The following is a 13,620-nucleotide window of genomic DNA, read 5'->3' as shown; positions in this document are numbered from 1 at the left end:
CCTTAACAAAAGGGCTTCTTTTTTTATCTACGTGCACGTTTAATTGTTTCGTCAATTAAAACAGATTGTGCATCTACAGCAGCATAATTATGTTTCGTTACTTCATTCATTAAAGATAATTCTGTACAACCTAAGATCGCAACATCGCAGCCCTCTTGTACTAATACTTGGTCTAAAATATCTTTAAATAATGATTCGTTTAGGAATTGATGTTCTTTAACATCACGATAAATCAAGTTCATCACATCAGTTTGAATTTTTTCTGAAGGTGTCACTAACTCGTACCCTTCTTTTTGTTCAAACTCTTTATGATAGACGCCGGAATTAACCGTACCAAGTGTCCCTAATAGGCATACTTTTATAACTTTATCTTCCGTCGGTTTGAAATCTAAAACAACCTTTTCAGCCGCCAGACGTGGCATATGAAGAATTGGTGTCTCTGTGACCTCACATAGCTCATCATAAAATGTATGAGCCGTATTACATGTCAATACAAAAAATTCTGGCCCAATCTGATCGTGCTGCTTAATATCTTCGGCAAGAGCCGCAACGGGACTTGCTTTGGTATTATCAAGAATATAGGCTGTTCTATCTGGCACTGTCGCATGATTAACCAATACATAATTTAAGTAATCTTGGTCAGTCTTAGCGATTGTACGTTGGTTCAAGACACGAACAAAACTCTCGCTGGCAAGAGTTCCCATGCCACCTAATATTGTAAAGAAATTTTTCATGGACTCTACCCCTTGTTTTCTTTAAAGTATTCTTTGTAACGTTTGTGGTATAAGTAGAAGCTATATTTCATTAAAGCAAAACGTTTTGGACTAGAATCTTGTTTATAAAAGACTGTCGTTCCCCATTTACCTTTTGAAATCATATCCATTGCTTCATCTTTATCCTTACCATCTTTAACGTAAGTCTTAACGATTTTCTTCGGTACACCCATCCATAACATATCGCCATTACCATAAATTGTTTCTGTGAATGGTTTACCCATCACACGATCTTCAACAATGTAACGTGATAAATTATAGCCATTAAGTGTCACATAGAAACTACTGCGACCTTGACGTAAGTTCATCTCAAATAATTTGTATTCGCCGTCACGTGGATCATACTTCATATCAAAGTTAGCAAACCCAGTATAATTGATACGTTCTAAGAATGATTTGATACGTTTATAGATATCTTCATTAAAATCAGGTGCGATAACCACATAGTTCCCAATAGCATCTGGTGTTGGGTCTTCTAATAAAGGATGGCCTAAACACATCATACGAACATTACTATCTTTATCAACATAGGCATTTAACACACGCATACCAGAATCATCACCTGGGATGAAATCTTGACAAATCATTTCAGCTGTATATCCCGCATTATAAACACGACCTAAAATTAAATCTAATTCAGCTTGATCTTTGATTGTGAAAGCTTTTTTGCGGCCTTCAAAATCTGCATCTAAATACATCACGCTATCTGCTGGTTTTAAAGCTACAGGGAAATCAAATGGAACTTTTATTGACTCACCTTCTTTTACCATATCTTGTTTAATAATTAATGTATTTGGGTATGGTAAATCATATTTTTCACATGTTTCATAGAAACTTACTTTATTCGCTAATGTTTCAAATAAGTCATGATCAATTGCTGTACATACAAAATCTTTAGATAATTCTTCACGATGTTTTGATACTAACTCAGCATAGCCATCTCCACAAGGAATTAAAACATACTTAATATCATTGTTCGTACGATTTTTTACAATCTTACGCATTGTTTCAATAAATGTTGGATCATCATGAAAACCAGGAAATACATTAACATTTACTAATTTACTATGTTTTGTTGGTGCTAATGCTGCAGAAGAGTACGCTTCTGACACGATTCCAAATTCTTCATAAAATGAGCGTGCCATTCCGTATACGTTAATATCGCTACCTAGCAATACTGGTTGAAATTGTTCTTTACTATTTGACATTCTAATATCCACCTTCTATTAACTTGTTTGCTATTTCTAAGTCACCTTCATATGGTGTTCGTTCGTCACCGATAACTTGATATTTATCTGACCCTTTACCAGCTAAAACAACCACATCATTTTCACCAGCTAGGTTTAACGCTAATTCAATTGCTTTTTCACGGTCTACTTCAATTTCACAACGAACAGTATCTGTCATTGTTTCTTGGATTTCCGCAATAATATCTTCTGCTTTTTCATGACCTGGATCATCACTTGTTAAAACCGCGATATCTGCAAGTTCTGATAACACATTACCAAAATCATGACGACGTGACACACCTTTACCACCTGTACTTCCGATTAAAACGACAAGCTTACTTTCAGGATGCTCTTTTTTTACAAACGAAAGTAAGGTATGTAGACTTAAAAGATTGTGTGCAAAATCAACATAAACTGGAACGCCTTTGTTAGTCACACAACTATCCATACGTCCTGGGACTTTAGCAAGAGATAACCCCTCTGACATCGCCTCTTTTTTAGCACCTACAAGAGCGGTTGCCATCATGGCACTAAGCGCGTTACCTTGATTGAAATCACCAAGTAGATTAATAGCATAATCACCTGCAATCGCTAACTTATCTTCTTTAGCTACCACTTCAAATTTCCCTTTACCTTCTGAAGAAGGTATAAATGTATAATCTGCCTCGACTGAGTCATCACCATATGTGATAACTTTATCTGTAGATTCTTTCGCTACGTCTTCTAAAATGGCATAAAAATCACTATTTTTATTTAAAATAACTTGTTTTGAATGCTTCAATAGCTGTCTCTTACAATAAAAATAATCATCAAAATCAGGATGTTCAATCGTCCCAATATGGTCTTCTGAAATGTTTAAGAAAATTCCAACATCAAAATTAAGGCCATAAACACGGTCAGTTTTATAAGCTTGCGACGATACTTCCATGACGAGATGACTCATACCATTTGAAACAGCTTCTCTCATCATACGATATAAATCAACAGACTCAGGCGTCGTAAGTAATGACTTAATTGATGTCTTACCATCTAAAATTGTTTCCATTGTTGATAATAATGCTGTTTTTTGATTCGTTGCTTTTTCTAAAATATATTTACAAAAATAAGCAGCCGTTGTTTTACCTTTAGTTCCTGTATAGGCAATCACTTTAAGTTCATCTTGAGGAAAATCATAAAAAGCCATACTAATTAAAGCCATTGCTTTTTTTATATCTGTCACAATAATACCAACTGCATCCGATTGGATTTCATAATTAACTTCTGTTACATAAAAACCCGCACCATCGGCAATGGCTTGTTCAAGATAGTCCGATTTAAATGCTAATCCTTTACAGAAAAATAACGAGCCTTCTTTAATCGCTCGTGAATCATAGGTTATATGAGAAATAGTGGATTCAGCTACGTCTTCACTGATAGCATAATGCCACTCATTATCTATAATAAATTCTCTAACTAATTGGTTTTCTTTTAATAAATTAGCTATTTTTGCTAAAGTTATCATATCACTATCACAGCCTCTCTATATCAACACATTATATCATAAATTGCCGAAAAAAGTGAAGAATACCATGGGAATTTGCTCACAAAAAGTGCAAAAAAAAAAGTACAAGCTATAAGCTTGTACTTTTGAACTAACCAACTTTTGGTTTTTCACCGTCAATAAAGAAGATTTTATACCACGTTAAGAATGTATAAATCGTCCAAATCTTACGACGTTCATCATTTTTCTCATTGTAGTTATCATCTAATAATTGAATGATTTTATCTTGCTCAAAGAACTCTGGAACGAATGCTTCTGAGAACATTTCACGCACTTGTTTATAGAATTTTTCAGTGCGTAACCAATCCTTAATTGGAACTGGGAATCCTAATTTTTCACGATCAGCCCACTCATCAGGTAGATGACGGTTAGCAGCTTTACGGAAAGCATACTTAGTATTTTCTGCATTTAACAAGTATTTAGTAGGTATTTGTTCTGCTACTTCCATCATACGAATATCAAGTAATGGGACACGTAATTCGATAGAATGAGCCATACTTAATTTATCAGCTTTAAGTAAAATATCTTTAGGCATCCATTGGTGTAAGTCTAAATATTGCATTTTCTTAACTTCTGATAAGTCTTTAACTTTTGTATATTGACGGTTAACAATTGTTTTCACTGTTTCACTTTCTTGGTAATCTTTCGTTAAGAATGTGTCAGCTTCATGTTCTTTAAATACTTCTGCTTGTCCAATGAAGAAATCTTCAGCTGGCGCAAGTGATGTATACATATGCATACTACCTTTAAAGTTTGGTGCTTTTTTGATAGTACGTGCAATTGAATAACGCGCTTTTTTAGGTAATTTTTTAAGTGTTTCAGTAAACACACGAACAGGTCTATTACGAGTATTAAAACCGTAGTTTTGGTAACCTGCAAATAATTCATCCGCACCTTCACCAGATAGTACGATTGTAGAATCTTTACTTGCCATTTCTGACAAGAAGTACAATGGCACACATGATGGATTTGAATCAGGTTCATCTAAATGATATTGAATTAATGGGAAATAATCAAACGCTTCTTCCCCTGTTACAACTTTAGATGTGTTGTTCAAACCTAATTTATCTGTTAAACGTTTTGCTTCATGTGATTCGTTATATGATTTGTCCCCGAACCCGATTGAATACGTGTTATCAGGACGTAAAACTGACGCTACATAACTTGAATCAACACCACTAGACAAGAACGCACCGATATTAACTTCACCTGTTGTATGAGCTTTTACTGACTCTTCAACCGCTTCGTCAATTAAATCAACTGCTTGTTCTAATGTCATGTCTTCTTCTTTAAAGTCAGCATCCCAATATTTTGTAATTTCTAATTTACCATCTTTATATGTATAATAGTGACCTTCCGGGATACGGTAAACATCTTTAAAGAATGTTTCTTCTAATGCTGAGTATTGGAATGTCATATATGGTTTTAATGCTTTTTTATTTAATTGTTTGTTGAAATCAGGGTTAACTAAGAAACTCTTAATTTCTGAACCAAACATAAATGAGCCATTCATCTCTGCATAGTAGTAAGGTTTAATCCCAAAGTGGTCACGGGCTCCAAATAATTCATTTGTTTCACGGTCCCAAATAGCGAATGCGAACATTCCACGTAATTGTTTCACAATATCAACGCCATACTCTTCATATCCATGCAAAATAACCTCTGTATCAGCACTTGTTCTAAAAGTATGACCTTTAGCTAATAAGTCTTCTCTAATTTCTTCATAGTTATAAATTTCACCATTAAAAATAATAATCTTTGTTTCATCTTCATTATAGATAGGTTGTGACCCACCTGATAAATCTACAATACTTAAACGACGGAATCCTAATGCTACTTGATCATCAGTAAATACACCTGAGCTATTAGGCCCACGGTGAACAATTGTATCCATCATATTTTCAATAATTTCAGCTTTGTTATCTCTCGTGCTGACAAAACCAACTATACCGCACATAAACATCTTCCTATCTCTATATAAATTTACTTTATTATCTTACTCTATTATCTTTTGAAGTATATCATACAATTATAACGTCATCAATTGATAAGAAGATAAGTTTCTGTTAAGAAACTTATCATTAAAAAAACGCAATCTAAACGATTACGATTTTAAATTAACCTTTTCGTTGATACGTCTCAAAAGAATGTTTGTATAAATTATGTTCATCAGTTAAACCTTCACTGATATTTATCATTGTCCATTCTTCCCAATCTACTTCCGGGAAATAAGTATCTCCTTCAAACGTTTCATGAATTACTGTTCGGTATAAAACAGAACAATGTGGTAAGAACTCCTTATAAACCTTAGCTCCACCTGTAATAAATGTTATCCCCTCAAAGGTTTCAGCATATTTTACTACGTCTTCAACTGAGTGTAAAACCGTTACACCCTCTGATTCGTAAGATCGATCAGACGTTAAAACAATTGTTTGACGATTAGGTAAGGCACGTTTGCCCATTCCTTCAAATGTCGTTCTCCCCATAACAATCGTATTATTCTCTGTGGTATTTTTAAAAAATGCTAAATCATGTGGTAAATGCCACGGTAATTTATTCTCTTTTCCAATCAAACCACTCTCATCTTGCGCCCATATGGCTGCTAACATAATAAAATCCTCCTAAAAATCTCCTAAACCGCAATCGGTGCTTTTATCGCTTTATGTGGGGTGTATCCTTCTAATTGAATATCACTCACATCAAACTCAAAAACTGATTTTTTATCTTTGTTTAACACTAATGTTGGAAACTCACGTATGTCACGTTCCAGTTGTGTCTCCATTTGTTCATAGTGATTACTATACAAATGCGCGTCTCCAATCGTGTGCACAAATTCCCCAACCTCTAAACCAGTTTCTTGTGCGATTAAATGCGTTAATAAAGCATAACTCGCAATATTAAACGGAACACCTAAAAAGACATCGCCACTCCTTTGATACAATTGACAACTTAACTTACCCTCTGCCACATAAAATTGAAACAACGTGTGACAAGGCGGGAGCGCCATAGTTGGGACATCTTCCGGATTCCAAGCAGAAACTATTAAGCGCCTAGAATCAGGTGATGTCTTAATCATTTCAATGACATCTTTTAATTGATCAATCGTCTCTCCAGAAGTCGTTTTCCAGTGACGCCACTGAGACCCGTAAATATTTCCTAATTCACCGTATTTAGCAGCAAACTCATCATCTGATAAAATACGGTCACAAAATAGCGCAAGCTGTTCTTTATAAACAACATTAAACGCCTCATCTGTAACTGCTCTTCTACCAAAGTCTGTCATGTCTGGTCCCATATACTCATCACTTTTAACATAACGCTCAAATGCCCATTCATCCCATATATGATTATTATGTTCTAAAAGATAACGAATATTCGTATCCCCTTTTAAGAACCATAATAATTCACTTTTGATTAAGCCAAATGGCACACGCTTTGTTGTAAGCAAGGGAAATCCCTTACTTAAATCAAAACGCATCTGATGTCCAAAAATACTTTTAGTTCCTGTACCTGTTCGGTCTGATTTGACTGTTCCTTCGTTAAGGATTTTTTTCCCAAGATCTAAATATGCTTGTTCCATTCGCCTCACCTTTCAAAATGTTGATTATTTTAGCACCTTTTCGCTTTAAACAAATTCACTTAAATATTCCCATCTTGCTAATTTGTTTTCTAAGTTCTTTTCTGCTTCGGTAATTTTATTTTGAATATCTTGAAGCGCTGTAAAGTCGCTACCTTGATGATTCATCTCTTCTGTTAAAGATTCGATTGAAGCTTCTAATTTTTCAATTTCTTCTTCAATTGTATCCCACTCTTTTTTCTCATTGTAGGTTAGTTTTTTCTTTTCTTTAACCTCAGTAACAGGAGTGATTTCTACTTTTTCTTTTTTAGCTATTTCAACTTGCTTGCTCTCTTCTTTAGCTGTTTCTAAATAGTGTGTCATGTTACCAAAATACGTCTCAATAATACCCTGCCCTTTAAATACAAGTAATTTATCAACCACTTTATCTAAGAAATAACGGTCATGACTGACGGCTATAACTGCTCCACTAAAATTAGCAATATAGTCTTCTAAAACAGTCAGTGTATCGATATCCAAATCATTAGTTGGTTCATCTAATAGTAAGACATTAGGCTGAGCAATCAATAGCTTTAATAAATAAAGCCTACGTTTTTCCCCACCTGATAACTTACCTATCACAGTTCCATGACTTGAGCGTGGGAACAAGAAGCGTTCTAACATATCTGCGATACTTGTTGTTGTACCATCCGCTTGCCTTACTTCCTCAGCCACTTCTTGCAAATATGAAATCATGCGTTTATTAGGGTCCATATCTTCATTCTCTTGAGTATAATAAGCTAATTTAACCGTCTCACCTATTTCATAAACTCCAGAACTTAAAGACAAACGTCCTGCTAAAATATTAAGCAACGTTGATTTACCTGCCCCATTTTGTCCAGTAATGCCGATACGGTCACGACCTTGAACCAATAATTCAAAATCATTTAATAAGGTTTGACCATTCATATCGAAAAAGCCATTTTCAATACTTAATACTTTTTTACCTAAACGCTGGCTCCCCATTGAAATATCAACTGCCCCATTTTCATTTACTTGATTCAAATCACCTTTCAAGTCATTAAAACGGTCAATACGAGCTTGTTGTTTCGTTCCACGTGCTTGCACACCTGCACGCATCCAAGCTAACTCTTGTTTGTAAAGTTGCTTACGTTTGTGCTCTTGCGCTTTTTCAGTCTCTTCTCTTTCAGCTTTAGCTCCTAAGTATGACTGATAATTTCCTTTATACTCATACAGCTTACCGAATGATAATTCAAAAATTCTATTCGTGACGCGATCTAAGAAATAACGATCATGAGTAACCATAACTAACGCACCATGATAATGTGCTAAGTAGCCCTCTAGCCATTCGATTGCTTTATAATCAAGGTGGTTGGTTGGTTCATCTAGTAATAATAAATCTGGTTCTTGAATCAAAACTTGAGCAAGTCCCACACGTTTTTTTTGTCCGCCAGATAGTTCACTGATTTTTTTAGAAATCTCAGTAATCCCTAACTGGGTTAAAATCGTTTTTGCATTAGTATCTGCCAACCAGGCATCTTCTTTATTCATGACTTCTTCGGCTTTTGTATAGGCTGCTTGATAATCAGAACTATTGCCGTCTTTTTCCAAATTAACTAGTGCTAATTCGTAAGAGCGGACCGCTCTAAGTAATGGTGAATCACCTTGAAAAACGGCTTCTGCCACTGTCACATCACCATCAAACTCTGTTTGCTGAGATAGGTAACCTACATGATACTCCTGCGGTCTGTTGAATTCCCCGCTGTCAGCACCATCTTTGTCAGCGATAATATTAAGTAAGCTTGTTTTACCTGTCCCATTCACACCTATCAACCCAACTTTATCACCCGTTCGAATTGAAAAAGTAATATCGTCAAATAGGGTTTTTTCACCGTATGTTTTCGTTAAATTCTCGATACGCAATTCTTTCATTTAACTGCCACCTGTCTTTAATTAGTCAGTTAATTTTAACAGATATGACAATCTCGTGCAAACTGACATCTTTTTGTAATAAAAAAAGAGACAGCCTAAGCCGTCCCTTTTATAATATTCTATTAGAATTTATCTCCGTAAACATCTTCAACTGATTGTTTTGGATCGATTACGATATATAATTTACCATCTTTTGAAATTTTGCTTGATTGGTGTTTATTATCAAGACCTTCTTGACCTGGTGTTCCTTTATCTTCATACGGGAAGTAGATTAAATCTTCTTCACCATTATCAAAGATGATGTTCATTTTTTCAATATCTTGATATTTTAACGCACGTTCGAACATCCCTAATTCTAAACCACCAAGGTTGATGTCGTCTGTTTGTACGTGATCTGCTTCTTCAAAGATTTCAATTTTAAACCCTTCACATGGATTAATTTTCTCAAATTCGCCACCATTGATACGACCAAAACTAGTAGTGATTTGTTTGATCCATAAATCCCCAATATTTTCTCTTTTAATAGTCCAAGTTTCGTTATTTCTGAAGTAGAATCTAAAGCCTGTCATTTGTTTTGTCATTGTAATTAGCTCCTTTGTTTTGTTTATATGTTAATTATATCACAAACTTTTTAATTGTAAACAAAAACTTGTGAAATAATTCATAAATTATTTCAAGAACCTTTTTCGCTATACATTTGCCATAAAGCGCTCGATGTCAATCACCGCTCTTTTGTGCTTTCCAACTGCAACAAGTTCGTCACCACATGTTACCTTAAATTCAAAACTAGCACCTTTAGGAGTTTGTTCGATAATATGTGCACAAACTACTATCTCGCTTTTAGTTTTAGAGGCACGTTTATGTGCCATGTCAATCCACGTCCCAACACTGGCTTGATTTTCACTTAAATCATGTGACAGTAGCTGTTCACAACAGTTTTCTGCAAAGGCAATAACAGCCGGTGTCGCCAAAACATCTAGCGTTCCGGAGCCCATCACTTTTGCAGAATGGCTATCATTAGGTAAATAACCTTTTTTAAATTCTTTCATCCTAACCAACCTCATCTCATTAGATTATTAACACTCTTTAGAAGCATAAGCCAGTAAGTCAGCCTCGTTATTTGACAAGTCACCATTCAGCACTTTAAGTTGAATATCATTAAGCATCTCACCTAACCAAGGTCCCGCTGATTTTCCAGTTGCACTTATCAACATCTGACCGTCTACTGCTAAATCTTGCTTCGTTTTAATCACTAATTGATCATAACGTTTTTCAGTTTCTAACACATCAAGCGGACGATTAAAATAAATCATGGAGTGTTCAACAAGACTAGCATTCTCTTTTCCAACATTAAACAACCACTCATTTGTCCAGTCGTTTTCTAGTCTCCAGTTAAGTGCTGCTAAAATTAAAGTAATTCTTTTCATCAGGTTATTAGAAAGTTTCCATTTTTTCAAGAAACGCTTCACTTCACCAGGATTAATTTCTAAAAAACATAAAGTTAACATCCAAGCCTGCGCCTCATTTAAAAAAGGAACCGAAGCGGTATCGCATAATAGTTGTAACTTCTCTTTCTTATCCGCAAACCCTGGACAGAACTCATAGCATCCGGTATCAATAAATGACACTAAACCTAATTTTCTATCATGACCTAACAATAACTTCACCCACTCGATTTGGACACGTTCTATTGAGATTTTACTTAATAAAGCCTTATTTAATTCGATTGCTTTTAACGTCTCTTCTTCAATAGTAAATCCAAGTTGACTAGCAAAACGCACCGCTCTCATCATACGTAGGGCATCCTCATTAAAGCGCTCTGACGCCTCGCCTACGGCTCTAATCAATTTAGACTCTAAATCCTTCATTCCAGAGAACAAATCTACTATTTCACCTGTTTGAGACATTGCTAATGCATTAATTGTAAAGTCCCGACGTTTTAAATCTTCTTCTAAACTTCTAACAAACGTAACTTCATCCGGTCTACGATAATCTTGATACGTTGATTCAGTTCTAAACGTTGTGATTTCGTACTGATCTTCTTCATGTAAGACGAGTACAGTCCCGTGCTCAATCCCCACATCAACCGTCCGAGGAAAAATGCCTTTAACTTCTTCAGGGTAGGCACTAGTTGCAATATCGACGTCATGAATCGGTTTATTAAGTAATAGATCTCTGACACTTCCACCGACAAAATAAGCCTCAAATCCAGCAGTTTCTAATTGTTCCATTACGGGTTTAGCAACGGTAAATTCTTTAGGTACTTTCATTATTTTCATACTATCTTATCCAATCTATTTGGTTAATTTAATTCTTCTGTTAGCCTCTCTGATAATTGCTTGAAGAGAGCACTATCATTTACTTCCAAAGCATCATCAATTTGCTTTAATAAGCTTTCTCTCGAAAAATCTGACAATACAGATTCAATTGCATCATCTACACTCGCCTCATCTTCTAGTGAAATCGTGTCATTCCAAGGATTAAAAGGGTTATCTTCTAAAACTGCTAAATAACTTGGTAATTGATTTGAATTTGGCAAAACAATCTCTACGTACAATTCTTTTTTCCAATTTTTACGCATTTCATGAAAAATCTGTTCAGGATCGATAAATGTCATATCGAATAAATAAAGGGTCATAGGGTCATTTTCAGTTATATCAGAGATAATCTTTAACCCACGAGTTGTTTTGTCAGCATGCTCTACAAATACAACGTTTTCCAAAATAGCCGGATGTGTTTCTAGATAATTTAAAACCCAATACACTTCTCGACGCCCGAAAAGATACTCATTCGCAACTTCATGCAAAAATGCTATCTTGTCATCTAAATTAACCATATTTTCCTCCTAACCTAAAAGCTCGTGAACTTCCATATCATCTGGAACATGTTCTAAATAATGAGAAAGAAGCGCCTTTGCTTTCTCTAACTGACCTTCTTCTCTTAAGAATAATCCGTATTCTTTCAAGAAATCTGCCTCATGACTTAGACCAGGTAATGCTTTTTCAAAGAACACTGCTGCTTCTGAATACTCTTCTAACGCATTATAAGCTTGCGCAAGAGTCCAGAAAGCTTGCGGTTCGTCACTCTCTCTAAATTCAGACAACGTATCAATAACGTCCTCATAGCGCTCATCCGCTAATAATAAATTCGCTAATTTCATAATAGAAAACTCTTTTGAATCTTCTAATAGAATAGCACGTCTCAAATATTCCTCAGCATCTGGAATTTTACCAAGACGATAAGCACTATCTGATGCCAAATGGAACATATCAACAGAATAAGGATTTTGTCTAATTCCTTCTGCAATCACTTCCTCAGCCTTAGGTAGCTCACCTTCATCTAATAACGCACTCGCTAACGGTAAGTATAACGCTTCAAATGTCGGGTTCAATAAACGCAACTGTTCTAATAATACAATTGCCTTGTCACGAGCACCAACTTGAATATAAGTAATTGCCAATTGGAAAGCACGCTCATCTGTAGGGTCATCTTGGTTCGCTTTCTCTAAATAAGGGATGGCTTCTTCAAATTCACCAACCATACCATACGCTGTTCCAATACGTTCATCTAGGTTAATCGATTCTGTAATTGATGTCCCTCTAAGTTGTTCATACAACTTAGCAGACTTAACGTATTGATTCATTGTAAAATAAATCTCTGCCAAAGCTAATGTTAATACTGGTTCATCAGGCATAATTGTTTGGGCTTCCTCAATTTTTTTAATACTTACTTCCGGAACGCCTAAAACTTGATAAATATCAGCGGTAACCATTAGAGCTTCCACATAACTTGGATCTGATTTTGGTATTTTCTCTAAATAATCAAACGCATCATCCGTTTTATCATTTTCGATAGCAATTTCCGCTAACGGAATATATAAACTAAACTCTGTTGGAAATTCTTCAAGCAACTGTTCAAAAATCAATTGCGCCTCATCAATAAAGCCTGCTCCCATTAACTGCTCACCTAATGCAGCCAGAATTTCTGGTGTATCATTTTTCAAAGCATTTTCGAATTGAAGTTGTGCCTCAACACTATCTCCTTCATTTATTGCAACTAACATTTTTTCGCTATACGTTTCCATTATTTCGCTCCCTCTTATCTATCCACTCATTATGTCAGGATAAATTCTCTTCATACTCAAATAATGAGTCAATCTCACTACTATAAATCACTCTTAAGTATAGGCTATTCTTACAAAAAAAGCACGAAAAAAGCTAGTAAGTCGAAACTTACTAGCTTTATGTCTGCTAACTATTTAACAGCATCTTTCAATGCTTTACCTGGTTTGAATGCAGGTACTTTGCTTGCAGGGATATCGATTTCTTTACCAGTTTGTGGGTTACGTCCTTTACGAGCAGCGCGATCACGTACTTCAAAGTTACCAAAACCGATCAATTGTACTTTTTCACCATCAGCAAGTAAATCTTGGATAGTTGAAAATACTGCGTCAACTGCAGTAGTAGCATCTTTTTTAGTTAAGTCAGCTTTTTCAGCAACTTTTTCAATTAATTCTGCTTTGTTTGCCATGTTCATTTTCACCTCCTGATAAATAATAGATGTTTAATT

Annotated in this window: 13 protein-coding genes; all 13 read right to left on the bottom strand. The window is 35.3% G+C overall.

Translation table 11 applies throughout. From position 1 onward, the window contains the following. Positions 1 to 23 precede the first annotated feature (23 nt). On the bottom strand, positions 24 to 734 hold the full coding sequence (locus tag OL233_RS06700; RefSeq protein ID WP_275471565.1) for an aspartate/glutamate racemase family protein: 711 nt from the start codon (positions 732 to 734) through the stop codon (positions 24 to 26). A 5-nt stretch (positions 735 to 739) separates the two neighbouring features. Beyond that, a complete protein-coding gene (locus OL233_RS06695) occupies positions 740 to 1,981 on the bottom strand; it encodes a carboxylate--amine ligase (protein WP_275471564.1) in 1,242 nt (413 codons plus the stop codon). A 1-nt stretch (position 1,982) separates the two neighbouring features. Further along, positions 1,983 to 3,503, bottom strand: a complete 1,521-nt coding sequence (locus OL233_RS06690; protein ID WP_275471563.1) for a UDP-N-acetylmuramoyl-L-alanyl-D-glutamate--L-lysine ligase — start codon at positions 3,501 to 3,503, stop codon at positions 1,983 to 1,985. Between the two features lie 130 nt (positions 3,504 to 3,633). Continuing rightward, positions 3,634 to 5,499, bottom strand: a complete 1,866-nt coding sequence (asnB, locus tag OL233_RS06685; protein ID WP_275471562.1) for an asparagine synthase (glutamine-hydrolyzing) — start codon at positions 5,497 to 5,499, stop codon at positions 3,634 to 3,636. A 160-nt stretch (positions 5,500 to 5,659) separates the two neighbouring features. After that, positions 5,660 to 6,151 (bottom strand): dihydrofolate reductase, encoded by a 492-nt coding sequence (locus OL233_RS06680; RefSeq protein ID WP_275471561.1) that lies wholly within the window; start codon positions 6,149 to 6,151, stop codon positions 5,660 to 5,662. A gap of 23 nt (positions 6,152 to 6,174) precedes the next feature. Continuing rightward, the gene (locus tag OL233_RS06675; protein WP_275471560.1) at positions 6,175 to 7,122 is read right to left on the bottom strand and encodes a thymidylate synthase; all 948 of its coding nucleotides are present in this window, start codon (positions 7,120 to 7,122) and stop codon (positions 6,175 to 6,177) included. A gap of 45 nt (positions 7,123 to 7,167) precedes the next feature. Further along, a complete protein-coding gene (locus tag OL233_RS06670) occupies positions 7,168 to 9,051 on the bottom strand; it encodes an ABC-F family ATP-binding cassette domain-containing protein (RefSeq protein ID WP_275471559.1) in 1,884 nt (627 codons plus the stop codon). Positions 9,052 to 9,173: 122 nt separating this feature from the next. Further along, entirely contained in the window at positions 9,174 to 9,632 is a 459-nt protein-coding gene (locus OL233_RS06665) for a hypothetical protein (protein ID WP_275471558.1), read from the bottom strand. A 108-nt stretch (positions 9,633 to 9,740) separates the two neighbouring features. Beyond that, positions 9,741 to 10,100 carry a thioesterase family protein gene (locus OL233_RS06660; protein WP_437184410.1) on the bottom strand — a complete coding sequence of 120 codons (360 nt, stop codon included), beginning with the start codon at positions 10,098 to 10,100 and terminating at the stop codon, positions 9,741 to 9,743. Between the two features lie 27 nt (positions 10,101 to 10,127). Beyond that, on the bottom strand, positions 10,128 to 11,330 hold the full coding sequence (locus OL233_RS06655; RefSeq protein ID WP_275471556.1) for a CCA tRNA nucleotidyltransferase: 1,203 nt from the start codon (positions 11,328 to 11,330) through the stop codon (positions 10,128 to 10,130). A 23-nt stretch (positions 11,331 to 11,353) separates the two neighbouring features. Next, positions 11,354 to 11,887: a YpiB family protein gene (locus OL233_RS06650; RefSeq protein ID WP_275471555.1), complete on the bottom strand. Its 534-nt coding sequence runs from the start codon at positions 11,885 to 11,887 to the stop codon at positions 11,354 to 11,356. Positions 11,888 to 11,896: 9 nt separating this feature from the next. Further along, entirely contained in the window at positions 11,897 to 13,135 is a 1,239-nt protein-coding gene (locus OL233_RS06645) for a tetratricopeptide repeat protein (RefSeq protein ID WP_275471554.1), read from the bottom strand. Between the two features lie 170 nt (positions 13,136 to 13,305). Next, positions 13,306 to 13,581 (bottom strand): HU family DNA-binding protein, encoded by a 276-nt coding sequence (locus tag OL233_RS06640; protein WP_126830198.1) that lies wholly within the window; start codon positions 13,579 to 13,581, stop codon positions 13,306 to 13,308. Between the last annotated feature and the right edge of the window lie 39 nt (positions 13,582 to 13,620).

The sequence above is a fragment of the Vagococcus proximus genome, from assembly GCF_029143285.1.
Classification (GTDB): domain Bacteria; phylum Bacillota; class Bacilli; order Lactobacillales; family Vagococcaceae; genus Vagococcus_D; species Vagococcus_D proximus.
This window is presented reverse-complemented; position numbering and strand designations above follow the sequence as displayed.